Annotated in this window: 33 protein-coding genes; 5 read left to right on the top strand and 28 right to left on the bottom strand. The window is 67.8% G+C overall.

Annotated features, from left to right (window positions below; translation table 11 throughout):
- Positions 1-134: 134 nt before the first annotated feature.
- The 26 genes from rpmJ to rpsJ all read right to left on the bottom strand — a co-directional run bounded on the left by rpmJ (position 135) and on the right by rpsJ (position 13579).
- A complete protein-coding gene (rpmJ, locus tag ACFVX4_RS09075) occupies positions 135-248 on the bottom strand; it encodes a 50S ribosomal protein L36 (RefSeq protein ID WP_003956441.1) in 114 nt (37 codons plus the stop codon).
- A gap of 60 nt (positions 249-308) precedes the next feature.
- On the bottom strand, positions 309-530 hold the full coding sequence (gene infA / locus ACFVX4_RS09070; protein WP_003956442.1) for a translation initiation factor IF-1: 222 nt from the start codon (positions 528-530) through the stop codon (positions 309-311).
- Positions 531-726: 196 nt separating this feature from the next.
- Positions 727-1563: a type I methionyl aminopeptidase gene (gene map, locus ACFVX4_RS09065; protein ID WP_389973508.1), complete on the bottom strand. Its 837-nt coding sequence runs from the start codon at positions 1561-1563 to the stop codon at positions 727-729.
- A gap of 137 nt (positions 1564-1700) precedes the next feature.
- Positions 1701-2357, bottom strand: a complete 657-nt coding sequence (locus tag ACFVX4_RS09060; RefSeq protein WP_389973505.1) for an adenylate kinase — start codon at positions 2355-2357, stop codon at positions 1701-1703.
- Positions 2357-3676 carry a preprotein translocase subunit SecY gene (secY, locus tag ACFVX4_RS09055; protein ID WP_093540755.1) on the bottom strand — a complete coding sequence of 440 codons (1320 nt, stop codon included), beginning with the start codon at positions 3674-3676 and terminating at the stop codon, positions 2357-2359. Before secY ends, ACFVX4_RS09060 begins: the two co-directional genes overlap by 1 nt.
- 214 nt (positions 3677-3890) lie before the next feature.
- The gene (gene rplO, locus ACFVX4_RS09050) at positions 3891-4346 is read right to left on the bottom strand and encodes a 50S ribosomal protein L15 (protein WP_018550610.1); all 456 of its coding nucleotides are present in this window, start codon (positions 4344-4346) and stop codon (positions 3891-3893) included.
- A gap of 1 nt (position 4347) precedes the next feature.
- A complete protein-coding gene (gene rpmD / locus ACFVX4_RS09045) occupies positions 4348-4530 on the bottom strand; it encodes a 50S ribosomal protein L30 (protein ID WP_018550611.1) in 183 nt (60 codons plus the stop codon).
- Positions 4530-5135 carry a 30S ribosomal protein S5 gene (gene rpsE / locus ACFVX4_RS09040; protein WP_266913326.1) on the bottom strand — a complete coding sequence of 202 codons (606 nt, stop codon included), beginning with the start codon at positions 5133-5135 and terminating at the stop codon, positions 4530-4532. The genes rpmD and rpsE overlap by 1 nt, the downstream gene beginning before the upstream one ends.
- A gap of 47 nt (positions 5136-5182) precedes the next feature.
- Positions 5183-5566, bottom strand: coding sequence for a 50S ribosomal protein L18 (gene rplR / locus ACFVX4_RS09035; protein ID WP_093540756.1), 384 nt, complete (start codon positions 5564-5566; stop codon positions 5183-5185).
- A gap of 2 nt (positions 5567-5568) precedes the next feature.
- On the bottom strand, positions 5569-6108 hold the full coding sequence (rplF, locus tag ACFVX4_RS09030; protein WP_124716935.1) for a 50S ribosomal protein L6: 540 nt from the start codon (positions 6106-6108) through the stop codon (positions 5569-5571).
- Positions 6109-6129: 21 nt separating this feature from the next.
- Positions 6130-6528, bottom strand: a complete 399-nt coding sequence (gene rpsH, locus ACFVX4_RS09025; RefSeq protein ID WP_124716936.1) for a 30S ribosomal protein S8 — start codon at positions 6526-6528, stop codon at positions 6130-6132.
- 224 nt (positions 6529-6752) lie between these two features.
- Positions 6753-6938 (bottom strand): type Z 30S ribosomal protein S14, encoded by a 186-nt coding sequence (locus tag ACFVX4_RS09020; RefSeq protein ID WP_024491590.1) that lies wholly within the window; start codon positions 6936-6938, stop codon positions 6753-6755.
- A 2-nt stretch (positions 6939-6940) separates the two neighbouring features.
- Positions 6941-7498 (bottom strand): 50S ribosomal protein L5, encoded by a 558-nt coding sequence (rplE, locus tag ACFVX4_RS09015; protein WP_093897251.1) that lies wholly within the window; start codon positions 7496-7498, stop codon positions 6941-6943.
- Entirely contained in the window at positions 7498-7821 is a 324-nt protein-coding gene (gene rplX, locus ACFVX4_RS09010; protein ID WP_003966949.1) for a 50S ribosomal protein L24, read from the bottom strand. The genes rplE and rplX overlap by 1 nt, the downstream gene beginning before the upstream one ends.
- A gap of 2 nt (positions 7822-7823) precedes the next feature.
- On the bottom strand, positions 7824-8192 hold the full coding sequence (gene rplN / locus ACFVX4_RS09005; protein ID WP_003966950.1) for a 50S ribosomal protein L14: 369 nt from the start codon (positions 8190-8192) through the stop codon (positions 7824-7826).
- 107 nt (positions 8193-8299) lie between these two features.
- Positions 8300-8584 (bottom strand): 30S ribosomal protein S17, encoded by a 285-nt coding sequence (gene rpsQ, locus ACFVX4_RS09000; RefSeq protein ID WP_030977953.1) that lies wholly within the window; start codon positions 8582-8584, stop codon positions 8300-8302.
- The gene (gene rpmC, locus ACFVX4_RS08995) at positions 8584-8808 is read right to left on the bottom strand and encodes a 50S ribosomal protein L29 (protein WP_124716937.1); all 225 of its coding nucleotides are present in this window, start codon (positions 8806-8808) and stop codon (positions 8584-8586) included. Before rpmC ends, rpsQ begins: the two co-directional genes overlap by 1 nt.
- Positions 8808-9227 (bottom strand): 50S ribosomal protein L16, encoded by a 420-nt coding sequence (gene rplP / locus ACFVX4_RS08990; RefSeq protein WP_014047785.1) that lies wholly within the window; start codon positions 9225-9227, stop codon positions 8808-8810. The genes rpmC and rplP overlap by 1 nt, the downstream gene beginning before the upstream one ends.
- Before the next feature lie 5 nt (positions 9228-9232).
- Positions 9233-10075 carry a 30S ribosomal protein S3 gene (gene rpsC / locus ACFVX4_RS08985; RefSeq protein ID WP_275536626.1) on the bottom strand — a complete coding sequence of 281 codons (843 nt, stop codon included), beginning with the start codon at positions 10073-10075 and terminating at the stop codon, positions 9233-9235.
- A complete protein-coding gene (gene rplV / locus ACFVX4_RS08980; RefSeq protein ID WP_073733141.1) occupies positions 10075-10422 on the bottom strand; it encodes a 50S ribosomal protein L22 in 348 nt (115 codons plus the stop codon). Before rplV ends, rpsC begins: the two co-directional genes overlap by 1 nt.
- A 42-nt stretch (positions 10423-10464) precedes the next feature.
- Positions 10465-10746 carry a 30S ribosomal protein S19 gene (rpsS, locus tag ACFVX4_RS08975; RefSeq protein ID WP_023539342.1) on the bottom strand — a complete coding sequence of 94 codons (282 nt, stop codon included), beginning with the start codon at positions 10744-10746 and terminating at the stop codon, positions 10465-10467.
- A gap of 12 nt (positions 10747-10758) precedes the next feature.
- Positions 10759-11595, bottom strand: a complete 837-nt coding sequence (rplB, locus tag ACFVX4_RS08970) for a 50S ribosomal protein L2 (RefSeq protein WP_389973499.1) — start codon at positions 11593-11595, stop codon at positions 10759-10761.
- A gap of 39 nt (positions 11596-11634) precedes the next feature.
- Entirely contained in the window at positions 11635-11958 is a 324-nt protein-coding gene (gene rplW, locus ACFVX4_RS08965) for a 50S ribosomal protein L23 (RefSeq protein ID WP_014154589.1), read from the bottom strand.
- Positions 11958-12608: a 50S ribosomal protein L4 gene (rplD, locus tag ACFVX4_RS08960; RefSeq protein ID WP_360539307.1), complete on the bottom strand. Its 651-nt coding sequence runs from the start codon at positions 12606-12608 to the stop codon at positions 11958-11960. Before rplD ends, rplW begins: the two co-directional genes overlap by 1 nt.
- Before the next feature lie 4 nt (positions 12609-12612).
- Entirely contained in the window at positions 12613-13257 is a 645-nt protein-coding gene (gene rplC / locus ACFVX4_RS08955) for a 50S ribosomal protein L3 (protein WP_072485542.1), read from the bottom strand.
- A 13-nt stretch (positions 13258-13270) separates the two neighbouring features.
- Complete coding sequence (gene rpsJ, locus ACFVX4_RS08950; protein ID WP_003948644.1) at positions 13271-13579, bottom strand: 30S ribosomal protein S10; 309 nt, start codon at positions 13577-13579, stop codon at positions 13271-13273.
- A 509-nt stretch (positions 13580-14088) separates the two neighbouring features.
- Here rpsJ and ACFVX4_RS08945 point away from each other — a divergent pair.
- Both ACFVX4_RS08945 and ACFVX4_RS08940 read left to right on the top strand, forming a co-directional pair.
- Positions 14089-15759: an RNA ligase family protein gene (locus ACFVX4_RS08945; RefSeq protein ID WP_389973496.1), complete on the top strand. Its 1671-nt coding sequence runs from the start codon at positions 14089-14091 to the stop codon at positions 15757-15759.
- A gap of 200 nt (positions 15760-15959) precedes the next feature.
- Positions 15960-18224, top strand: coding sequence for a poly(A) polymerase (locus tag ACFVX4_RS08940; RefSeq protein ID WP_389973493.1), 2265 nt, complete (start codon positions 15960-15962; stop codon positions 18222-18224).
- Positions 18225-18360: 136 nt separating this feature from the next.
- Here ACFVX4_RS08940 and ACFVX4_RS08935 read toward each other — a convergent pair whose 3' ends face one another.
- Together ACFVX4_RS08935 and ACFVX4_RS08930 are read right to left on the bottom strand one after the other, a co-directional pair.
- Complete coding sequence (locus ACFVX4_RS08935) at positions 18361-18570, bottom strand: DUF397 domain-containing protein (RefSeq protein WP_266415483.1); 210 nt, start codon at positions 18568-18570, stop codon at positions 18361-18363.
- Positions 18567-19445: a helix-turn-helix domain-containing protein gene (locus tag ACFVX4_RS08930; protein ID WP_389973490.1), complete on the bottom strand. Its 879-nt coding sequence runs from the start codon at positions 19443-19445 to the stop codon at positions 18567-18569. Before ACFVX4_RS08930 ends, ACFVX4_RS08935 begins: the two co-directional genes overlap by 4 nt.
- Before the next feature lie 153 nt (positions 19446-19598).
- On the opposite strand from ACFVX4_RS08930, the gene ACFVX4_RS08925 reads away from it, so the two are divergent.
- From ACFVX4_RS08925 to ACFVX4_RS08915, 3 genes are all read left to right on the top strand, one after another.
- Positions 19599-20102, top strand: coding sequence for an ATP-binding protein (locus ACFVX4_RS08925; RefSeq protein WP_389973487.1), 504 nt, complete (start codon positions 19599-19601; stop codon positions 20100-20102).
- Positions 20103-20317: 215 nt separating this feature from the next.
- The gene (locus ACFVX4_RS08920; RefSeq protein WP_389973484.1) at positions 20318-21295 is read left to right on the top strand and encodes a helix-turn-helix domain-containing protein; all 978 of its coding nucleotides are present in this window, start codon (positions 20318-20320) and stop codon (positions 21293-21295) included.
- Between the two features lie 496 nt (positions 21296-21791).
- Complete coding sequence (locus ACFVX4_RS08915) at positions 21792-22175, top strand: hypothetical protein (RefSeq protein ID WP_266415490.1); 384 nt, start codon at positions 21792-21794, stop codon at positions 22173-22175.
- Positions 22176-22239 lie beyond the last annotated feature (64 nt).

The following is a 22239-nucleotide window of genomic DNA, read 5'->3' as shown; positions in this document are numbered from 1 at the left end:
CTCGTGACGAGAGGTGGTACGCCCGGGTCCCCGGCCCCCGCCGGAGGTGTCGTCAGCCGAAGCTTGGACGGACTCTGCGTATGTACGTTTTACGTGCGTCGCGCGAAGTACTGCGAGATGCAGGGGGTCGTGCGTCAGCCCTGGCGCTGCTTGTGGCGCAGGTTGTCGCAGATGACCATGACCCGACCGTGACGGCGGATCACCTTGCACTTGTCGCAGATCTTCTTGACGCTCGGCTTGACCTTCATGGGATGTCAGGTTCTCCGGGTCAGTGCCGTCACCACGCGGAAGCGGGGTGGAGGCAAGATCTACTTGTAGCGGTAGACGATCCGGCCACGCGTCAGGTCGTACGGGGAGAGCTCCACGACGACCCGGTCATCCGGAAGGATTCGGATGTAGTGCATCCGCATCTTGCCGCTGATGTGCGCGAGGACCTTGTGACCGTTCTGGAGTTCCACCTTGAACATGGCGTTCGGGAGGGACTCGATCACGGTGCCCTCAATTTCGATGGCACCTTGCTTCTTGGCCACGCTTCGCCTTTCGAATCGGCTACCTTGATCGACTTTCGGCATCGCATGCGGACACACTGATGCACGACAGCCGACGAGTCAGTCTACGTCAGCGGACCCCAAAAGACGAATCCGTCAAGTTTGCCCACCCGAGGAGATCCTTAGACCTCCACAAGCGGGCCAAATCCCCCATCGGGCTCCGCCCGGCGGTGCGCGCTCAGCCCAGCGGGTCGGGAGCCGCCTCGATGCCGTACTGCGCCAGCTTCTCCTTGCCGCAGTCGGGGGCGGTCAGGACCAGGGGGCCCTGCTCGGTGAGGGCGATCGAGTGCTCCCAGTGGGAGGACCAGGTGCCGTCCGTGGTGATGACGGTCCAGTCGTCCTGGAGCACCTCGGTCTGCGCCGTACCGAGCGAAACCATCGGCTCGATGGCCAGGCAGACGCCGGGGACGAGCTTGATGCCCTTGCCGCGCTTGCGGGCGACATAGTTCAGCAAGTGCGGGTCCATGTGCATCTCGGTGCCGATGCCGTGGCCGCCGTAGTCCTCGATGATCCCGTACTTACCGGTGGCGGGGCGGGGCTGGCGGCGGATGTAGGACTCGATCGCCTTCGAGATGTCGACCAGGCGGTTGTTCACCTTCATCGCGGCGATACCGGCCCACATGGACTCCTCGGTCACCCGGGAGAGCTCGACCAGCTCCGGAGCGTGACCGGTGCCGACGAAGGCCGTGTACGCGGCGTCGCCGTGCCAGCCGTCGACGATCGCGCCGGCGTCGATGGAGATGATGTCGCCGTCCTTGAGGACGGTCTTGTCGTCCGGGATGCCGTGGACGACGACCTCGTTGACCGAGGTGCAGATGGTCGCGGGGAACCCGCCGTACCCGAGGAAGTTCGACTTCGCACCGTGATCGGCGATCACCTTGCGGGCGACCTGGTCCAGGTCGAACGTGGTGGCGCCGGGCACCGCCGCCTCGCGGGTGGCCGCGTGAATGGCAGCGACCACCAGCCCCGCCTCACGCATCTTCGCGATCTGCTCGGGGGTCTTGATCTGCACCATTGCTCGGCGCCTCTCTGCATCGGACTGCATCGAACGGTGATGTCTGCGGCGTACTCACACAACGATACGGCGCAAGCAGTCGGCCGCGGCGCCCATGGACGCCGCGGCCGACTGCACAAGTACTGCGGGTGTTTCGCTCAGCCCTGGTCGGACTTGAGAGCCTCCATCGCCCGCTCGGTCACATCGTTGACCTTGCCGAGCGCGGAGATGGTGACCACCAGGTTCTGGGCCCGGTAGTAGTCGATGATCGGCTCGGTCTGCGTGTGGTAGACCTCCAGCCGCGTACGAACCGTGTCCTCGGTGTCGTCGTCGCGCTGGTACAGCTCGCCGCCGCAGACGTCGCAGACGCCCTCGGTCCTCGGCGGGTTGTACGTCACGTGGAAGACGTGCGAGCCGTCGTTCCGGCAGATCCGGCGGCCGGCGATGCGCTTGACCACCTCGTCCTCGGGGACTTCCAGGTCCAGGACCGCGTCGAGCTTGGTGCCCTCGTCCTTGAGCATGGCGTCAAGGGCCTCGGCCTGTCCCACGTTGCGCGGGAAGCCGTCCAGCAGGAAGCCGTTCTCGGCGTCCGGCTGGGACATGCGGTCCTTGGCCATCCCGATGGTGACCTCGTCCGGCACCAACTGACCCGCGTCCATGAAGGCGCGGGCCTGCTTGCCAAGGTCGGTGCCCTGGCTGATGTTGGCGCGGAAGAGATCGCCCGTGGAGATCTGCGGAATCGACAGGTTCTTGGCAAGGTACGCAGCCTGCGTTCCCTTGCCGGCACCGGGCGGCCCGACGAGGACGATTCGCATCAGCGGAGGAACCCTTCGTAATTGCGCTGCTGGAGCTGACTCTCGATCTGCTTCACGGTCTCCAGCCCCACACCCACGATAATCAGGATGCTCGTCCCGCCGAACGGGAAGTTGGCGTTCGCACCACCGAAGCCGGCCAACGCCATCGTCGGCACAAGAGCGATCAGACCCAAGTACAGCGAGCCCGGCCAAGTGATCCTGTTGAGCACGTAGCTCAGGTACTCGGCAGTAGGTCGACCAGCCCGGATACCCGGGATGAAGCCACCATACTTCTTCATGTTGTCGGCGACTTCCTCGGGGTTGAACGAAATCGCCACATAGAAGAAGGCGAAGAAGACGATCAACAGGAAGTACGCGGTGATGTAGTACGGGTGGTCGCCCTTGACGAAGTTGTCCTTGATCCAGGTCGCCCAGCCCGCGGTGGAGTTGGAGAACTGGACGATCAGGGCGGGGATGTAGAGCAGCGAAGAAGCGAAGATGACGGGAATCACACCCGCCTGATTGACCTTCAGCGGAATGTACGTCGACGTACCGCCGTACGACCTGCGGCCGATCATTCGCTTCGCGTACTGCACCGGAATGCGGCGCTGGGCCTGCTCGACGAAGACGACGAGGCCCACCATCACGAAGCCGATCAGGATGACGGTGCCGAATTCGATCCAGCCGTCGGCCAGCTTGCCGCTGGTCTTGATGGCCCACAGGGCGCCGGGGAAGCTGGCGGCGATCGAGATGAACATCAGGATCGACATGCCGTTGCCGATGCCGCGGTCGGTGATGAGCTCACCGAGCCACATGACGGCCGCGGTACCCGCGGTCATCGTGATGACCATCACGATGGTCGTGAAGATCGACTGGTTCGGAACGATCTGGTCGGCGACCGGGCAGCCGCTGAAGAGGGCGCCGCTGGTGGCGGTGGCCACCAGGCCGGTGCCCTGGAGGATGGCGAGCGCGACGGTCAGATAACGCGTGTACTGCGTGATCTTGGCCTGACCGGACTGCCCCTCCTTCTTGAGTGCCTCGAGTCGGGGGATGACCACGGTCAGCAGCTGAAGAATGATGCTGGCCGTGATGTACGGCATGATGCCGAGCGCGAAGATCGTGATCTGCAGCAGTGCACCACCGCTGAACATGTTCACCAGGCCGAAGAGGCTGTTGTTGCCCTTGCTGGCCTGATCAACACAGGTCTGGACGTTCTCGTAGCTCACTCCCGGTACCGGGATGTGTGCCCCGAGCCGGTAGAGCACGATGATGCCGAGCGTGAAGAGCAGCTTCTTGCGCAGGTCGGGCGTCTTGAACGCCCGGGCGAACGCGGTGAGCACGGTGCCTCCTGCGACCCCCGCGCAAAGCGTAGAGGTGACGGTCTTGAGGATCGACGAATACGTAAACAGTCAAAGTCCCCGGGCGGGCGCCCAGGGGTTACCACACAACGACGCACGCCACCTTACCGGCGACCATGCCCCCCTAGGAACGACCAACCGGGGATGCCCCATATGAGAGGCATCCCCGGTCGGATGTTCAGGCCATCGAGTTGTCTCAGACGAGCTCGGTGACGGTGCCGCCCGCGGCGGCAATCTTCTCCTTGGCGGAGCCGGAGACGGCGTCAACCGAAACCTGCAGTGCCACGGAGATCTCGCCCTGTCCGAGGACCTTGACGAGGTGGTTGTTGCGCACCGCACCCTTGGCGACCAGGTCGGCCACGGTGACCTCTCCACCCTCGGGGTAGAGCGTCGCGAGCTTGTCCAGGTTCACGACCTGGTACTCGGTGCGGAACGGGTTCTTGAAGCCCTTGAGCTTCGGGAGACGCATGTGGAGGGGCATCTGCCCACCCTCGAAGCGCTCCGGAACCTGGTAACGGGCCTTGGTGCCCTTGGTACCACGACCAGCGGTCTTACCCTTGGACGCCTCACCACGACCCACACGGGTCTTGGCGGTCTTGGCGCCCGGGGCGGGCCGGAGGTCATGGGCCTTCAGCGGCTTGTTCTCCGCCATGTCAGTCGACCTCCTCAACCGTCACGAGGTGGCGGACGGTGTGCACCATTCCGCGGAACTCGGGGCGGTCCTCCTTGACAACCACGTCGTGCAGGCGCTTGAGCCCGAGCGAACGAAGGGTGTCGCGGTGGTTCTGCTTGCTGCCGATGTACGACTTCGTCTGCGTGATCTTGAGGCGAGCCATTACGCACCCGCTCCCGCACGTGCACGAAGCAGAGCCGCGGGGGCGACGTCCTCGAGGGGCAGACCACGGCGAGCCGCGATCTCCTCGGGACGCTGCAGGCCCTTGAGGGCCGCCACAGTCGCGTGCACGATGTTGATCGCGTTGGACGAGCCAAGCGACTTCGACAGGATGTCGTGAACGCCGGCGCACTCCAGAACGGCGCGCACCGGGCCACCGGCGATAACACCGGTACCGGGGGAAGCCGGCTTCAGCAGCACGACACCCGCGGCCCGCTCGCCCGTGATCGGGTGAGGGATGGTGCCCTGGATGCGCGGAACCTTGAAGAAGCTCTTCTTGGCCTCTTCCACGCCCTTGGCGATGGCCGCGGGAACTTCCTTGGCCTTGCCGTAACCGACACCGACGGTGCCGTCACCATCGCCCACCACGACCAGCGCGGTGAAGCTGAAGCGACGACCACCCTTCACAACCTTGGCGACGCGGTTGATCGCGACAACGCGCTCAACGTACGCGGTCTTCTCGGCGGCAGCTGCGCCGCCGTCACGGCCCTTCCGGTCCCGCCGCTCGCCGCCACCGGCACCGCTTCCGCGGCGCTGGGGTCCAGCCATTGGATTTACCTCTCTCTGTTACGTCCGCTGTGCGTAGGAACCGGGGCTTAGAACTTCAGCCCGGCTTCACGGGCGGCGTCAGCCAGAGCGGCAATCCGCCCGGCGTACTGGTTACCACCGCGGTCAAACACGACGGCCTCGACGCCTGCGGCCTTGGCACGCTCAGCGACCAGGGCGCCGACCTGCTTGGCCTGGGTGCTCTTGTCGCCCTCGCCACCACGGATGGAGACGTCCAGGGTCGACGCCGACGCGAGCGTGTGGCCCGCGATGTCGTCGATGACCTGAGCCACCATGTGGCGGTTGGACCGCGTCACGACCAAGCGCGGACGCTCCGGCGAACCGGAGATGTGCTTGCGGACGCGGATGTGGCGACGCTTGAGGGCGGCACGCTTGTAGGCGTCGCCCTTGGCGATCTTCACGCCGTATGCCATGGCTACTTACCAGCCTTTCCGACCTTGCGGCGGATGACCTCGCCGGCGTACTTGACGCCCTTGGCCTTGTACGGGTCAGGCTTCCGCAGCTTGCGGATCTTGGCCGCGGTCTCGCCGACCTTCTGCTTGTCGATGCCCTCGACGGAGAACTTCGTGGGGGACTCCACCTTGAAGGTGATGCCCTCCGGGGCCTCGATCAGGATCGGGTGGCTGTAGCCCAGGGCGAACTCCAGGTTGGAGCCCTTCGCCTGGACGCGGTAACCGACACCACTGATCTCGAGCGCCTTGGTGTATCCCTGGGTCACACCGGTGATCATGTTCGCCACCAGCGTGCGGGACAGGCCGTGAAGGGCCTTGTTCTGACGCTCGTCGTTCGGGCGGGCGACGTTCAGAACGCCGTCCTCACCCTTGGTGACCTCGATCGGCGACGCGACGGTGTGCGAGAGGGTGCCCTTGGGCCCCTTCACCGCGACCGTGCGGCCATCGATGGTGACGTCCACACCGGCGGGAACCTGGATGGGGAGCTTGCCGATTCGCGACATGAGCTATTCCTCCGTTCCCGACTACCAGACGTAGGCGAGGACTTCCCCACCTACGCCCTTCTTGCTGGCCTGCTGGCCGGTCAGGAGACCGTGGGACGTGGAGATGATCGCCACGCCCAGGCCGCCGAGGACCTTCGGCAGGTTGGTGGACTTTGCGTATACACGCAGACCCGGCTTCGAGATTCGCTTGATGCCGGCGATCGAGCGCTCGCGGTTCGGGCCGAACTTCAGCTCGAGGATGAGGTTCTTACCAACCTCGGCGTCCTCGACCTTCCAGCCGGTGATGAAGCCCTCCTGCTGGAGGATCTCCGCGATGTGCGACTTGATCTTGCTGTGCGGCATCGCGACATCGTCGTGGTACGCCGAGTTCGCGTTACGCAGACGCGTGAGCATGTCTGCGATGGGATCAGTCATGGTCATGAGTTGGCCTTCGGCCTCTCTCGCCGGGGTTTCCTGTATGCGCCATCCCTCTCCCCACTCAGAGGCAGGACGGGTGCGGTGCGGGGACCTACGGCGTAGTAAGTCGGTCTTGGGCGACAGGCGCCCAACCCTTCAAGCCTACGGCATGAAAGGAGGGGCTCCTGCCGACCAGATGCTTACCGAGAGTCTCCGGGTAATCCCAACGCCCAAAGGGCGAAGGAGATTTACCAGGAGCTCTTGGTCACGCCCGGCAGCTCGCCACGGTGAGCCATCTCACGAAGGCACACGCGGCACAGGCCGAACTTGCGGTAGACGGAGTGGGGCCGGCCGCAGCGCTGGCAGCGGGTGTACCCGCGGACGCCGAACTTCGGCTTACGGGCGGCCTTAGCGATCAGGGACTTCTTCGCCACGGTCAGTTCTCCTTGAACGGGAAGCCGAGGTGACGAAGGAGGGCACGACCCTCGTCGTCATTGGTCGCCGTGGTGACCACGGTGATGTCCATGCCCCGGACCCGGTCGATCTTGTCCTGGTCGATCTCGTGGAACATGACCTGCTCCGTGAGACCGAAGGTGTAGTTGCCACGGCCGTCGAACTGCTTCGGCGACAGACCACGGAAGTCACGGATACGCGGCAGCGCGAGCGACAGCGTACGGTCCAGGAACTCCCACATCCGGTCACCACGGAGGGTGACGTGGCAGCCGATCGGCTGGCCCTCGCGCAGCTTGAACTGCGCGATGGACTTGCGGGCCTTGGTGACGGCCGGCTTCTGACCGGTGATCGTGGTGAGGTCGCGCACGGCGCCATCGATCAGCTTGGAGTCGCGGGCGGCGTCGCCCACACCCATGTTGACCACGATCTTGACCAGACCGGGGATCTGCATGACGTTCTCGAACGAGAACTCCTCACGCAGCTTGCCGGCGATTTCCTCGCGGTACTTCGTCTTCAGACGCGGAGTGGTGGTGGTAGCCATCAGATGTCCTCACCCGTCCGCTTGGCAACGCGGATCTTGTTGCCTTCGTCGTCGAAGCGGTAACCGACGCGCGTGACGACCTTGTTGCCGTCCTTCTCCACGACGAGCTGAACGTTGCTCACGTGGATGGGGGCCTCGGTCGTGACGATGCCACCGGTCTGCGAACCGCGAGCGGTCTGACCGGCCTTGGTGTGCTTCTTGACCCGGTTGACACCCTCGACGAGGACGCGGTCCTGAGCGGGGTAGGCCACGATGACCTTGCCCTGCTTGCCCTTGTCCTTACCGGTGATGACCTGAACCAGGTCGCCCTTCTTGATCTTCATGCTTACAGCACCTCCGGCGCGAGCGAGATGATCTTCATGAACTTCTTCTCGCGCAGTTCCCGGCCCACCGGGCCGAAGATGCGGGTGCCGCGGGGGTCACCGTCGTTCTTCAGAATGACGGCGGCGTTCTCGTCGAAGCGGATGTACGAGCCATCCTGACGGCGACGCTCCTTGACGGTGCGAACGATGACGGCCTTGACGACGTCACCCTTCTTCACGTTGCCACCGGGGATCGCGTCCTTGACGGTGGCGACGATGACGTCACCGATGCCCGCGTAGCGGCGACCCGAACCACCGAGAACACGGATGGTGAGGATTTCCTTCGCACCCGTGTTGTCGGCGACGCGAAGTCGCGACTCCTGCTGGATCACGTCTATCTCCTGATCGTCTGCCGGTTCCCGGCGGGGGCCACTCCGTCACCGGAGCGGGCCCCCACCGAGCCTGGCGGAACTTGCCTGAGGGGAATGCCCCTCAGGAATTACTTGGCCTTCTCGAGGATCTCGACGACGCGCCACCGCTTCGTGGCGGACAGCGGCCGGGTCTCCATCAGGAGGACGCGGTCGCCGACGCCGGCGGCGTTCTGCTCGTCGTGCGCCTTGAGCTTGTTCGTACGGCGGATGACCTTGCCGTACAGCGCGTGCTTGACACGGTCCTCGACAGCGACGACGACGGTCTTGTCCATCTTGTCGCTGACGACCAGACCCTCACGGGTCTTGCGGAAACCGCGGTCGGTGTTCGTCTCAGTCACAGTCTTCTCGCTCATCAGGCGCTCTCCACCGTCTCGATGCCCAGCTCGCGCTCGCGCATCAGGGTGTAGATCCGGGCGATGTCCTTACGGACGGACTTGAGCCGACCGTGGTTCTCGAGCTGCCCGGTCGCCGCCTGGAAGCGGAGGTTGAACAGCTCTTCCTTGGCCTCGCGGAGCTTGTTGAGGAGCTCCTCGCCGCCCAGTTCGCGCAGCTCGGACGCCTTGGTACCGGCCGACATCACGACTCACCTGCCTCGCGCCGAACGATCCGGCACTTCATCGGAAGCTTGTGAGCAGCGCGGGTAAGCGCCTCACGAGCAATCTTCTCGTTCGGGTAGGACAGCTCGAACATCACCCGACCCGGCTTGACGTTCGCGATCCACCACTCGGGAGAACCCTTACCGGAACCCATGCGGGTCTCGGCCGGCTTCTTCGTCAGGGGACGGTCCGGGTAGATGTTGATCCAGACCTTGCCGCCACGCTTGATGTGGCGGGTCATCGCGATACGAGCTGCCTCGATCTGGCGGTTCGTCACGTACGCCGGGGTCAGCGCCTGGATGCCGTACTCGCCGAACGCAACCTGCGTACCACCCTTGGACATACCGCTGCGCTTCGGGTGGTGCTGCTTGCGGTGCTTGACCCTACGGGGGATCAGCATTTCGGTCAGGCCTCCGTTCCGGTGCTCTCGGCAGCCGGAGCGGCAGCGGCGGGAGCCTCGGCCTTGGGGGCCTCGGCAGCCGGGGCCGACTGCTGCTGCGGCTTGCGACCGCGACCGCCACGCTCGCCACCGCGGCCACCACGGCCGGCCGGGCGGTCGGTGCCGCCACGGGCCGGGCGGTTGCCGGCGCGGGCAGCGGCGTTCTCGGCGCGGACCTCGGCGATGTTCTTGACGTCGCCCTTGTAGATCCAGACCTTCACGCCAATGCGGCCGAAGGTCGTCTTGGCCTCGAAGAAGCCGTAGTCGACGTTCGCGCGGAGCGTGTGCAGGGGCACGCGGCCCTCGCGGTAGAACTCCGAGCGGGACATCTCGGCGCCGCCGAGGCGGCCACCGCACTGGATCTTGATGCCCTTGGCGCCGGCCTTCATCGTGCTCTGCATGCTCTTGCGCATGGCACGACGGAAGGAGACGCGGGAGGAGAGCTGCTCGGCGACGGCCTGGGCCACCAGCTGAGCGTCCACCTCGGGGTTCTTGACCTCGAGGATGTTCAGCTGGACCTGCTTGCCGGTCAGCTTCTCCAGCTCGCCACGGATGCGGTCGGCCTCGGCGCCACGGCGGCCGATGACGATGCCCGGGCGGGCGGTGTGGATGTCAACGCGGACGCGGTCGCGGGTGCGCTCGATCTCGACCTTCGAGATGCCGGCCCGCTCCATGCCCTTCGTCATCATGCGACGAATGGCGACGTCTTCCTTGACGTAGTCCTTGTACAGCTTGTCGGCGTACCAACGGGACTTGAAGTCCGTGGTAATGCCGAGCCGGAACCCATGCGGGTTAACCTTCTGGCCCATTACCGGGTTCCTTCCTTGCTGCTGACGACCACGGTGATGTGGCTGGTCCGCTTACGGATCCGGTAGGCACGGCCCTGAGCACGCGGACGGAACCGCTTCAGGGTCGGACCCTCGTCCACAAACGCCTCGCTGATGACCAGCGAAGAGGCGTCGGGGTGGTCGTAGTTGTGTGCAGCGTTGGCAATGGCGCTGTCCAGCACCTTGCCAACCGGCACGCTCGCGGCCTGCGGGGCGAAACGCAGGACCGCCTGAGCCTCCGTGGCATCCATGCCACGGATGAGGTCCACCACTCGGCGGGCCTTCATGGGCGTGACGCGGATGTACCGCGCCTGGGCCCTGGCTTCCATGGTTGTCCCTTCGGTGTGAGTCATAGTCGTTTCCACCCCGCGCTAGCGGCGCTTCGACTTCCGGTCGTCCTTGACGTGGCCGCGGAAGGTGCGAGTCGGCGAGAACTCGCCGAGCTTGTGGCCGACCATCGACTCGGTGACGAACACCGGGACGTGGATCTTGCCGTTGTGCACCGCGATGGTGTGACCCAGCATGGCCGGGATGATCATCGAGCGACGGGACCAGGTCTTGATGACGTTCTTGGTGCCTGCCTCGTTCTGTACGTCCACCTTCTTGATGAGGTGGCCGTCGACGAAGGGCCCCTTCTTGAGACTGCGCGGCATCTAAACCCGCTCCTAGCGCTTCTTGTTCGTCTTGCGGCGGCGGACGATGTACTTGCTCGATGCCTTCTTCGGCGAGCGAGTACGACCCTCCTTCTGACCCCACGGCGAGACCGGGTGGCGACCACCGGAGGTCTTGCCTTCACCACCACCGTGCGGGTGGTCAACCGGGTTCATCGCGACACCGCGGACGGTCGGGCGAACGCCCTTCCAGCGCATGCGGCCGGCCTTGCCCCAGTTGATGTTCGACTGCTCGGCGTTGCCGACCTCACCGATGGTGGCGCGGCAGCGGGCGTCGACCAGGCGGATCTCACCCGACGGCATACGAAGGTGGGCCATGGTGCCCTCCTTCGCCAGCAGCTGCACGGAGGCACCCGCGGAACGGGCGAACTTCGCGCCGCCGCCGGGCCGCAGCTCGATGGCGTGGATGGTCGTACCGACCGGGATGTTGCGCAGCGCCAGGTTGTTGCCGGGCTTGATGTCGGCGGCCGGGCCGTTCTCGACACGGTCGCCCTGCGTCAGGCCACGCGGCGCGATGATGTAGCGCTTCTCGCCGTCCGCGTAGTGCAGGAGTGCGATGCGCGCGGTGCGGTTGGGGTCGTACTCGATGTGCGCGACCTTGGCCGGCACGCCGTCCTTGTCGTGACGACGGAAGTCGATCACTCGGTAGGCGCGCTTGTGTCCACCACCCTGGTGGCGAACGGTGATCCGACCGGCGTTGTTACGGCCGCCCTTGCTGTGCAGGGGGCGAACCAGCGACTTCTCCGGCGTGGACCGCGTGATCTCGACAAAGTCGGCGACGCTGGAGCCACGACGGCCCGGGGTCGTCGGCTTGTACTTGCGGATACCCATTTCTCAGTCCTCGTCCGATTCCGGACGACTCGACCTCCGTCAGGAGGTCGGGCCGCCGAAGATGTCGATACGGTCGCCCTCGGCGAGGGTCACGATGGCGCGCTTGGTGTCAGCGCGCTTGCCGAAACCGGTCTTGGTGCGCTTGCGCTTACCCTGCCGGTTGATCGTGTTGACCCCGGTGACCTTGACCGAGAAGACCGCTTCCACGGCCTGCTTGATCTGGGTCTTGTTGGAGCCGGGCGCGACGATGAACGTGTACTTGTTCTCGTCGAGCAGCGCGTAGCTCTTCTCGGAAACGACCGGCTTGACGAGAACGTCGCGCGGGTCCGAGTAGGTCTTGCTGGTAACGGTCGCCTCGCTCATCAGGCGTCGCTCCCTTCGGTCTCAGCGGTCTGGGGGCCAGACACGAAGGACTCGAGGGCGGCCTGGGTGAAGACCACGTCGTCAGAGACGATCACGTCGTACGTGTTCAGCTGGCCCGGCTCCAGGATGTGCACCTGGGGCAGGTTGCGGGCGGACAGCCACGCGGCCTCGTCGGCACGGTCGACGACCAGGAGCAGGTTCTTGCGCTCCGAGATCTTGCCGAACAGCGTCTTGGCGGCCTTCGTGGAGACTGCACCGTCGACCACGCCGGTGACGACGTGGATGCGGGAGTGGCGTGCCCGGTCGGAGAGGGCACCACGCAGGGCGGCGGCCTTCATCTTCTTCGGGGTCCGCTGCGAGTAGTCACGCGGCTGCGGGCCGTGGACGACGCCACCGCCGACGAACTGCGGCGCACGGGTCGAACCCTGGCGCGCGCGGCCGGTGCCCTTCTGGCGGTACGGCTTGCGGCCACCACCACGGACTTCGCCGCGGGTCTTGGTCTTGTGCGTGCCCTGACGGGCAGCTGCCAGCTGTGCGACAACGACCTGGTGGATCAGCGGAACGCTGGTCTTCGCGTCGAAGATCTCCGCGGGGAGCTCGACGGTACCGGCCTTGTCGCCTGCCGGCGAAAGGATGTCAATGGTGCTCATTACCTCAAGCCCCCTTGGCCGCGGTACGGACCAGGACGAGGCCGCCGTTCGGACCGGGGACTGCGCCCTTGATGAGGAGCAGACCCTTCTCCGCGTCAACCGCGTGGATGGTCAGGTTCTGGGTGGTGACACGCTCGTTGCCCATGCGACCCGCCATGCGCATGCCCTTGAAGACACGGCCGGGGGTGGCACAGCCACCGATGGAGCCAGGCATACGGTGCACACGGTGGGCACCGTGGGACGCCTTGCCACCCTTGAAGTTGTGACGCTTCATCACACCGGCGAAGCCCTTGCCCTTGCTCTTGCCCGTGACGTCGACCTTGACGCCGGACTCGAACACCTCGGCAGTGACTTCCTGGCCCAGCGTGTACTCGCTGGCGTCAGGGGTGCGGAGCTCCACCAGGTGGCGGCGCGGGGTCACGTCGGCCTTGGCGAAGTGGCCCTTGAGGGGCTTGTTCACCTTGCGGGGGTCGATCTCGCCGAAGGCGATCTGGACTGCCTCGTAGCCGTCGTTGTCGTTCGTGCGGACCTGGGTGACGACGCAGGGCCCGGCCTTGACGACGGTCACCGGGACGACCCGGTTGTTCTCGTCCCAGACCTGGGTCATGCCGAGCTTCTCGCCCAGGACGCCCTTAATGTTCTTAGCCATCTCGCGCGTCACCTCAGAGCTTGATCTCGATGTCGACGCCGGCCGGCAGGTCGAGACGCATCAGCGAGTCAACCGTCTTCGGCGTGGGGTCGAGGATGTCGATGAGGCGCTTGTGCGTGCGCATCTCGAAGTGCTCGCGCGAGTCCTTGTACTTGTGCGGCGACTTGATGACGCAGTACACGTTCTTCTCAGTGGGCAGCGGCACCGGGCCTGCGACCGACGCACCAGTGCGGGTCACCGTCTCGACGATCTTCTTCGCCGAGGAGTCGATGACCTCGTGGTCGTAGGCCTTGAGCCGGATGCGGATCTTCTGTCCCGCCATGGCTACTAGTAGTCCTGTCTCTCGTAACGCTCTGGAACCCGGGGGCTCTCATGACTCCACCTCCGACCCACGCGGTCGGGCGTGTCGCATCCCCTCTACGCAGATCTCCCGAAGGATTTCCCAACCAAGGGGGTGCGGGCCCGAGGACCGCAGGACCGGGGGCGAAACACCCACCGGGCGCCTGGCCGGTGCCACACTGACGCTTCCCGGAAGATTCCCGTACGTCCGACCCGCGAGGGATCGACGAGTACTGTGGGACTCGCTTCCGGTCCTCCCGGCGGGAGGCGCGCAGCATTGGCACTCAACCGAGCAACCTGGTCAGTGTGCCATACGGGGTGTGAGCCTGGCCAATCGGGCGGAGAATCTTACCCCCCGTGCTCGCTCGGTCAAACGCGGGCGCGCAGCGGGAGCCGTGCCGGGCGCCGCTCATCGTAATCGGGTCGAACGGTCTGTACCCCCGCGCCTAAGGTGATCGGCCGGGCAAACCGTCGTCACCGGGGGCATCGATCATGCGTACGCACTATCCGCGCACCGCGCATCTGCCCTGGTCCCCCGGAGCCGCCTCGGACGACGTACGGATCGCGGACCTCTCCGCGTTGACCGGCCGCGAGGTCGTCGTCACCGAGAAGCTGGACGGCGAGAACACCACGCTCTACGCCGACGGGCTCCACGCCCGCTCCCTCGACTCCGCGCACCACCCGTCGCGGGGCTGGGTGAAGGCGCTCCAGGGGCGGGTCGGGGCGCGTATCCCCGACGGGTGGCGGGTCTGCGGCGAGAACATGTTCGCGCGCCACTCGATCCCGTACGACGGCCTGGAGAGCTTCTTCTACGGCTTCTCCGTCTGGGACGGGGAGCGCTGCCTGGACTGGGACCGGACCGTGGCGTTCCTGCGGGAACTGGGGATACCGGTGCCGCCCGTGCTGTGGCGCGGGGTCCTCGACGCCCGCGCCGAGAAGGCGCTGCGGGCGCTGAAGCCGGACACCGGGCGGCAGGAGGGGTACGTCGTACGGCCCGTGGACGGCTTCGGCGCACCGGACTTCGGGCGCCTGGTGGCCAAGTGGGTGCGGCCCGGCCACGTACAGACCGATACGCACTGGATGCACGCCGCCGTCGTGGAGAACGGGCTCGGCCCGGCCGCCGCCCTGTGGGCCGTACGGTCCGGAGCACCGGTCGACGCGGCGGCCCTGGCCACCGCCACGGGCACGGACGCGGGGGACGCCGGGGCCGCCCGCGCGATGGGCGACGCCCTCGACGCACTGGGCCGGACGGGCGAGGACCGGCTGACCGGGGTGCTCGCCGCGCTGCTGCACCGTTCCCGCCGCACCGGACTCGTGCCCGCGCTGGTACCGGCGCTGGGGATGCCGCTCGCCCGCCGCGTCGCGGACCTCGTCGGACTGCACCCCGCGCTGCACCGCCCGTACCCGGACGAGGAGCGCCGCACCGGGCTGGTCCGGATGTCGTTCGCCGCCGATCTGCCACTGCTGCACGCGCTGTCCGCCACGGTGGCGGACACCACCGGGGCGCGCGAGCAGGTGGAGTGGTCGGCGCTGCACGCGGAGGGCCTGGCGGAACCGGCCGGGCTGCGGGAGGCCTTCGCGGGGCTGGACCCGGAGAGCGCCGACCGCTGCTGGGCGCAGGCCCGTGAGGCGTATGCCCTGGGCCGGGTCACCACCGCCGAGGAGGCGGTCGCCGCGACCTGGCGCTGGCGGGCCGGGGACTTCCCGCGCCTGGTCCATCTGGTCGGCCCGTCCGGCAGCGGCAAGAGCACCTTCGGGCGTGCGCTGCCCGGCGTCGACACCTACCTCTCGCTCGACGATCTGCGCCTGGCCCGGGGTTCGCGCGCCGATCAGAAGGCCAACGGGGACGTGCTGCGCGAGGGGCTCGACCGGCTGGACGCGGCGCTCACGGCGGGCTCCACGGTCGTCTGGGACGCCACCTCGCTCAACGCGCACCAGCGCTCCCTGGTGCACGCGGTCGCCCGGCGCAGGGACGCGCTGCTCACCCACGCCGTGGCCCTGGTCGGCGAGGCGGAGCTGATCCGCCGCAACGGACGTCGCAGCCACCCCGTGCCGGCCGAGGTACTGACCTCGCAGCTGCACAGATTCGTGCCCCCGTACCCCGGCCAGGCGCACCGCACCTGGTACATCGGCGCGAGCGGAACCGTGGAGGACAGGGCGTAGGGCCTTCCGTCTGGATCAGGCCGGATCAGGGAGCGGGATCCGGTGCCGTGAATCGCAAGGCGGAGGAGGGAGTCGATGGGGTCTCCCCTGCTCGAGCGGAGTCGAGAGCTTGGGGAAGGAGCCATGGCGAGTGACGACAACGCCGCGAGGCGCGGCACCGGGGCACGCGAGCCCGGCATGATCCAGACGGAAGGCCCTGAATGCGTACCAGCGAGGAGATCTACCACCGGGTCCGCTGGGACGCCCGGTTCGATCCGGCGCGCTTCGTACTGGGCGTGGCGCAGCGCGGGACCGTGCCCAAGCGGGTGCCGCTGCCCCGCTTCACGCCCGGCGGGGACATCCCCTGGCACCGGGTGCTGTTCTTCGAGGCGGACGGTGAGCTGGTGTGGGACCGGTCCTCGGGCGTGGACCGGATCGACGCGACGGACGCCGGGCGGGTGCGCGCCCCGCGCCGGCTGCCGTCCCCGTACTTCGTCTCCCGCACGCCGCACGCGTTCTCGGTGCCCGATGCCGCCTGGACGCCCGTGCCCGAGGACGCACCGGCTCCCGCCCCGGCCTCCGGCCCCCTGACACTGCTGACCTGGAACACCCTCTGGGACCGCTACGACAGCGACCGCATCGACACCGCCCGGCGCCGGCCGCTCCTGCTCGACGCCCTGCGCGCCGCGAACGCCGATGTCATCGCGCTCCAGGAGGCCGAACCCGCCCTGCTCGCCCTGCTGTTGGCGGCGCCCTGGGTCCGCGGGGGCTACACGCTCTGGGCCGACCCGGCCGGCCGGGATGTCGTCGACTGCGGTCTGCTGCTGCTCAGCAGGGTCCCGGTGCGCGAGGCGGGTCTGCACGCTCTCGGCCCTCATAAGGCGGTCGCGGCCGTCGTCGTGGAGACCGCGGAAGGACCGGTCACGGTCGCCGTCACCCATCTCAGCAGCGACCACTCGGCGAACGGCGCCGGTCGGCGCGATGCCGAACTGGCCGATCTGGCAACGGGGTTGTCGGCGATCGAGGGCGATGTGACGCTGCTCGGCGACTTCAACGACGGCGGGGACACCCCTCAGGACCGGCTGGGGATGACGGACGCCTGGAGCCGGGTGCACGGCGCGGACGACCGCACGCCCACCTTCGACCCGTCGGTCAACCCGCTGGCCGCCGTCTCCTCCCTGACCGGGCGGGTGTCCCGGCTGGACCGGGTGCTGGTCCGCTCGGAGCGGCTTCGGCCCGCCTCGGCGGTGCTGCTGGGCGACGTGCCGACGCCGGACGGGCTGTACGTCTCGGACCACTTCGGGGTGCGGGTGGAGCTGGCCGCCGACGCTGCGGAGGTGGGGGCGGCGCAGGAGGCGGAGCAGGACGCGGCGGAGGAGGCGTTCGCGGCCGATGCCGTGCGCCGGGTGGCCGCCGCGCTGCCCGGAGGGCGTGTCCATCCGGCCGGCTCGCGGCGGATGGGCTGTGCGCTGCCCGGCGCGGACGTGGACCTGGTCGCGGCGCTGCCCGGTGCCGTGGATCCGCCGGGGGTACGGGTGCGGCTGGCCGCGGCCCTGCCGGACGCCGTCGGCCTGCGCGAGGTGACCGGTGCCCGCGTACCGGGGCTGCGCTTCTCGCTCGGCGGGCTCGGGGTGGACCTGGTGACCGTGGCGACGGGCGCCCTCCCCCCGGCCGAGGCGGTGGCCCGGCGCGCCGAGCTGGGCGAGGCGGCGGCCACGGCGCTCAGCGCGGTGAGCGACGCGGATGCCGTGCTCGCGGCGGCGGACCCGCACCGGGCGGCGTTCACCCGGCTCGCCCGCACGGTGAAGGCATGGGCGCGGGCCCGCGGCCTGGACTCCGCCCCGTGCGGCGGGCTGCCCGGCCTCGCCTGGTCCGTGCTCGCGGCCCGTACCGCCCACGAGTCGGGCGACCTGCCACCGCTCCCCGTGCTCAGGCAGTTCTTCGCGACCTGGGCCACCTGGGACTGGGACCGCCCGGTCGGCCCCGGCGGGACCAGTGGACTCCCCCTCACCGTGCTGACCCCGACCGACCCGGTCCGCTCCTGCACCACGCAGGTCTCCCCCGCCGGCCGCGCACTCGTCGCCGAGGAGCTCTTCCGCGCCTGGGAGATCCTGGAATCCGCCGACGACTCCGGCCCCGTACCGCACGCCCTGCTCTGCGCCCCGCCGCCGCTGCACGCGCAGCACACGGCCTGGGCCCTCGCCTCCGTACGGCCCGGCCCCGACGAGGGGCGGCTGCGCGGCCGCCTGCTCGCCCTGGCCGCCGCCCTCGCGGAGGCGGGCGCCCCGGACTCCCGTATCTGGCCGCGCCCGCTCACTGCCGACGATCTGGCGGGATACGCGATCGGCCTGGGCGCTACGCCACCCGACGGGCACCGGCTGGCGGAGATCGGGGCGGAGATCCTGCGCGGCATCCCGGACGCCTCGCTGGCCCGGGTGGAACCGTCCGCTCTCCGGTCGGCCGGAGACCCGGCATTCGCCCTCTGACGGATTGGTCGGCGTCCCTTCCCGTACCGACCCCTCCGCCCCAGGGCGGAGGACGGCATCCAGGACAGGATCTTCCGACAGCAGCGCGCCCCCGGTCCGGCATCAACCGGGCTCGGAGGCGCGAGTGCGTGTGGGATCAGTGCCCGGCGGCGTACGAGACGAAGCCCGCCCACGCACCTGAGGCGAAAGCGAGCCGGGCCCCCTGCGCGTTCTTGGAGTCGCGCACGAGCACCGCGCCCGGGGTGGACGCGACCTCGACGCAGTCACCTTCGTTGCCGTTGCTGCTGTAGCTGCTCTTGAACCAAGCCAGCTCAGAAACGTCCTGCGTGGAAGTCCTGCGGATCATGTCTCTCCCAGCACTTGCTCGATGAGGGCCAGAGTCTCCCGGGGCGTGAGAGCCTCGGCCCGGATGATGCCATACCGCAGTTCAAGGATACGGAGTTGCTTCGCGTCGGTCACCCGGCGCCCATTGAACGCCCCGTGCGAACGCCCCACCGCCGAACCGTCCTTGAACTTCAGCACTTCGATGTCCCCGTCCATGCCGGGATGCGCCTCGCGGCACGTAGGCATCACCTGGAGGGTGACATTGCGCAACTGTCCGATCTCCAGCAGACGTTCGAGTTGTCGCCGCCACTCCATTGTGCCTCCGATGGGCCGCCTGAGTGCCGACTCTTCTTGGACGAAACTGAGAGCAGGTCCGGGCGACCGCTCGAAGATCGACTGCCGCGCCATGCGCGCGGCTACCATCCGTTCCACCTCGTCCTGCGAGTACGAGGGCTGCCGAGCCTCGAACAGCGCCCGCGCGTGGCCCGGAGTCTGCAACAGCCCATGCAGGCCGTGCGCCACGTAGGCCGCAATCTCGACCGACTTCGCTTCCATGCCCGCCAGATCCCGTACCTTCTTCGGGTACCGGACCTCCGCCACGTCCTGCTTCATCGCCGCGAGCTTCCCGCCCGCCCCGAGCACCCGGTCCGCCCTGTCCAGGAACTCCGGCCGGGGGATTCGACGGCCGCCCTCCACCTTGTAGACCAGGTCCTCCCCGTACCCGATCGCGGACCCGAACTCGCCGGCCCGCAGCCCCGCCGCCTCCCGCCACGCCTTGATCTGGCGGCCCACCGCCGCGACCACCGCCACCCCCGACTCGTCATCGGGATCGACGTCCCAGCCCGGCTCGTCCGCCCCGGCGTCGCCGCGCTCCGTACCGGTCTCATCCACGCTCATCCGTGCCCCACTTCCGACGCGCTTGCCGTTCTTGGCCCAACCCCTGGTGTCCCCAGCACGTCACCCCGGACAGCCGGGACAGCACGGGACAATCGCCGTACGTAAGGGGCTCGTTACTGTTCACGGTACGCAGGCACGGCCACGCTGAGTGACGTGAACCAACACATCACCCGAACCGAACATTCCGCTCCCGTCCGGCAGTTCACCGTGTTGCTCTCCCCCACCCGCCGAGGCGCGCGGCTCGCCCGTCTCCTCGCCACGGCGCATCTGGGCAACTGGGGGATCGTCTGCGAACCGGCCGCGCACATCGTCGCCGAGCTGGCCACCAACGCCGCCGCCCACGGCCGCGTACCCGGACGGGACTTCCAACTCGGCCTCACCGCCCACCGCGACGAGCTCCTGCGGATCGAGGTGACCGACACCCGGGGCGAGCAGCTGCCTCCCACGCCCGGTACCACGTCCGCCCCCGCCGACGACTCGGAATCCGGGCGCGGTCTGCTGATCGTCGAGGCACTCGCCGACCGCTGGGGCATCATCATCGGGCCCGTCCCGCGCAAGACGATCTGGGCCGAACTCGACCTCGTACCGCGACCGCTCCACCGGGTCGCGGAAACCCACGACCCGGTGAGCCACGTCCCCGCGTTCCACGACGCATAAAGCTTTAAAGAACCTGGGGAAATTACCCTCCCCACCCAAACCCGACCCCACCCCGCTCCCGTCACTCACTCGGGTGACATGGGACAACTGGGCTGGATTTCATACAGGTTGCCTGGCATATGCTCGCCGCGACAACTCCAGACATGCGACGGCCCCCGACCGAGATTCGCACTCTCAACCGGGGGCCTGACCACCGAGGAAGAAGAAGCTTCCCGATGGATACCCCGCAGATTACCGCGCCCCCGTGCGCCCCGTCCCCCGTACCCGGAGACGCCACGCCGTCATCCGGTGTCATCCACATCAACTTCCGGCATGCCGCAGGCTTCACCGTCATCGGCAACCACCTCGCCCAGCACCGCGGGCTCTCCCTCGCGGCGATCGGGCTGGCCGCCCACATCCAGTCGCTGCCCGCCGGAGCCAGGATCGGCATCAAGCGCCTCGCCGAACGCTTCCCCGAGAGCGAGACCCGCATCGCCGCCGCCCTGCGCGAGCTGGAAGCCCACGGCTACCTCCACCGCAGCCGCGTACGCCTCGCGGACGGCCGCATCATCACCCGCACCATCTCGTACAACCAGCCCGGCACCGACGCATCCACCGCCGCAGCGCCGCAGCCACGGACCAGGCGCAGCAAACCGGCAGCCCCGCTGCCCACACCACAGCCACCACCACGCGAGACCGCCCCCGAACCGCGCCCCACCCCGGCCCTCACACCGCAACCACTGCCACTGCCCCTGCCAGCCCCCGTCCTCGTCCCGGCCCCCACCGCGCGCACAACGCCGCCTCCGCCGCTCCCCCAGCCGCTGGAGCTCACGCCGGAGCTCCAGCGCGTGGCCACCACACTCCTCGCCGACCTGCGCCGCCACGCACCTCAACTCATCCTCTCCGAGCACGACATCCACGCCCTCGCCCCCGGCGTCGCCACCTGGCTCGAACGCGACGCCCACCCCGACACCATCCGCCACGCCCTCACCACCGACCTCCCAAACCCCCTGAAACACCCCGCCAAACTCCTGCGCCACCGGATCACCACGCTTCTGCCACCACCGCTACCGGGAGCCCAGGACGTCGCACGCGCACGCCCCGGCGTCATCGTCGTCCCACTCCAGAACTGCGACGGCTGCGACCGCGCCTTCCGCTCCGGCCACCCCGGCCACTGCCGCGACTGCCGGACAGACCTCCACACAGCCGCCTGACAACCACCAGCCGCTCCACCCGCAACTTCCGGACCCGCCCCCGACAACATCGCCGCAGCCATCGCCAAACGCACCGCACAGGGCTTGGGCAACCATCCGGCCACACAGCGGCGGAAAGGCCCGGTGGTCGAATCCCGGACTCCCCAAGGAATAAGCCATTCCGTGGTCACAACCAGACTATGAGCGGCCACTACAGGCACTGACTCTCAGGTGGCAGGTATGAAGGAAGCTGACCAGTCACGTCCGGATCAGGGGGACTTCTGTGCGAACCGCCTACAAGAGATGGATAGTCGTCACAATCACCATCGCGGCTGCGAGTGGAACATTAGGAATAGCCCCGCCCTCACCCCAGGGCAGTTCTCAGAAAACTCAGCTGTCCACGAGTGAGGTTGACGAGCTGTCGCAGCTTGCAGGGGGATATCTGCAAACGCGCGCAGGCATGGTCACCACCACTCCTCCCCAGGCAAGATTCTCGGGAATCCCAGCCACCCCGGCCATGGCGAATCGCACCTCGGATGAATTCGCCCAGCTCGCGGCAAAGGGCAAGCGGTACGAGCAGGTGGACGGCGGCTACACAAAGGCCGTCGTGGACGTCACCGTCACGGACTCGTCGCTGGCGGGAACCACCGCCACCATCCAACTCACCGAAGACACCCGGCTCTACATGCCGTTCACAGCCGCAGAAGTCGCCGAAGGGGCGCCCGAGTACGAAGAGTTCTCCCTTCCGCACACGGTGACGTTCACCCGATCCGCCGACGGTACGTGGCTGCTCGCCTCGGACAAGGCCGATTCCCGACGACTCCCGGGCTCGCCGGGAAGCCGGTCGGATCCTCGCCGACAAGAGTGGTCGAGGACTCTCGATCATGGAGATTCAGATTGACCTCGACATGGGGCCGGATGCCAGATCGGCAAAGCTGACAGCGAATGGGACCGGCGTCGGATTG

Origin of the sequence: Streptomyces sp. NPDC058240, assembly GCF_042882135.1 — a bacterium.
Taxonomy (GTDB): domain Bacteria; phylum Actinomycetota; class Actinomycetes; order Streptomycetales; family Streptomycetaceae; genus Streptomyces.
This window is presented reverse-complemented; position numbering and strand designations above follow the sequence as displayed.

Excerpts from the sequence above, each read along its gene's own strand:
- rplV (WP_073733141.1), bottom strand. The coding sequence starts at position 10,422 with ATGGAAGCCAGGGCCCAGGCGCGGTACATCCGCGTCACGCCCATGAAG.
- ACFVX4_RS08935 (WP_266415483.1), bottom strand. The coding sequence starts at position 18,570 with ATGATCCGCAGGACTTCCACGCAGGACGTTTCTGAGCTGGCTTGGTTC.
- rpsC (WP_275536626.1), bottom strand. The coding sequence starts at position 10,075 with ATGGGCCAGAAGGTTAACCCGCATGGGTTCCGGCTCGGCATTACCACG.
- map (WP_389973508.1), bottom strand. The coding sequence starts at position 1,563 with ATGGTGCAGATCAAGACCCCCGAGCAGATCGCGAAGATGCGTGAGGCG.
- rpsS (WP_023539342.1), bottom strand. The coding sequence starts at position 10,746 with ATGCCGCGCAGTCTCAAGAAGGGGCCCTTCGTCGACGGCCACCTCATC.
- rpsE (WP_266913326.1), bottom strand. The coding sequence starts at position 5,135 with ATGGCTGGACCCCAGCGCCGCGGAAGCGGTGCCGGTGGCGGCGAGCGG.
- ACFVX4_RS08930 (WP_389973490.1), bottom strand. The coding sequence starts at position 19,445 with ATGAGCGTGGATGAGACCGGTACGGAGCGCGGCGACGCCGGGGCGGAC.
- ACFVX4_RS09060 (WP_389973505.1), bottom strand. The coding sequence starts at position 2,357 with ATGCGAATCGTCCTCGTCGGGCCGCCCGGTGCCGGCAAGGGAACGCAG.
- rpmC (WP_124716937.1), bottom strand. The coding sequence starts at position 8,808 with ATGTCGGCCGGTACCAAGGCGTCCGAGCTGCGCGAACTGGGCGGCGAG.
- rpsQ (WP_030977953.1), bottom strand. The coding sequence starts at position 8,584 with ATGAGCGAGAAGACTGTGACTGAGACGAACACCGACCGCGGTTTCCGC.
- rplF (WP_124716935.1), bottom strand. The coding sequence starts at position 6,108 with ATGTCGCGAATCGGCAAGCTCCCCATCCAGGTTCCCGCCGGTGTGGAC.
- ACFVX4_RS08915 (WP_266415490.1), top strand. The coding sequence starts at position 21,792 with ATGGCGAATCGCACCTCGGATGAATTCGCCCAGCTCGCGGCAAAGGGC.
- rplR (WP_093540756.1), bottom strand. The coding sequence starts at position 5,566 with ATGGCATACGGCGTGAAGATCGCCAAGGGCGACGCCTACAAGCGTGCC.
- rplW (WP_014154589.1), bottom strand. The coding sequence starts at position 11,958 with ATGAGCGAGGCGACCGTTACCAGCAAGACCTACTCGGACCCGCGCGAC.
- rplX (WP_003966949.1), bottom strand. The coding sequence starts at position 7,821 with ATGAAGATCAAGAAGGGCGACCTGGTTCAGGTCATCACCGGTAAGGAC.
- rplE (WP_093897251.1), bottom strand. The coding sequence starts at position 7,498 with ATGGCTACCACCACCACTCCGCGTCTGAAGACGAAGTACCGCGAGGAA.
- rpmJ (WP_003956441.1), bottom strand. The coding sequence starts at position 248 with ATGAAGGTCAAGCCGAGCGTCAAGAAGATCTGCGACAAGTGCAAGGTG.
- ACFVX4_RS08920 (WP_389973484.1), top strand. The coding sequence starts at position 20,318 with ATGGATACCCCGCAGATTACCGCGCCCCCGTGCGCCCCGTCCCCCGTA.
- rplO (WP_018550610.1), bottom strand. The coding sequence starts at position 4,346 with ATGGCGGAGAACAAGCCGCTGAAGGCCCATGACCTCCGGCCCGCCCCG.
- rpmD (WP_018550611.1), bottom strand. The coding sequence starts at position 4,530 with ATGGCTCGCCTCAAGATCACGCAGACGAAGTCGTACATCGGCAGCAAG.
- rplC (WP_072485542.1), bottom strand. The coding sequence starts at position 13,257 with ATGGCTAAGAACATTAAGGGCGTCCTGGGCGAGAAGCTCGGCATGACC.
- rpsJ (WP_003948644.1), bottom strand. The coding sequence starts at position 13,579 with ATGGCGGGACAGAAGATCCGCATCCGGCTCAAGGCCTACGACCACGAG.
- rpsH (WP_124716936.1), bottom strand. The coding sequence starts at position 6,528 with ATGACCATGACTGATCCCATCGCAGACATGCTCACGCGTCTGCGTAAC.
- ACFVX4_RS08940 (WP_389973493.1), top strand. The coding sequence starts at position 15,960 with ATGCGTACCAGCGAGGAGATCTACCACCGGGTCCGCTGGGACGCCCGG.
- rplD (WP_360539307.1), bottom strand. The coding sequence starts at position 12,608 with ATGAGCACCATTGACATCCTTTCGCCGGCAGGCGACAAGGCCGGTACC.
- rplP (WP_014047785.1), bottom strand. The coding sequence starts at position 9,227 with ATGCTGATCCCCCGTAGGGTCAAGCACCGCAAGCAGCACCACCCGAAG.
- rplB (WP_389973499.1), bottom strand. The coding sequence starts at position 11,595 with ATGGGTATCCGCAAGTACAAGCCGACGACCCCGGGCCGTCGTGGCTCC.
- ACFVX4_RS08945 (WP_389973496.1), top strand. The coding sequence starts at position 14,089 with ATGCGTACGCACTATCCGCGCACCGCGCATCTGCCCTGGTCCCCCGGA.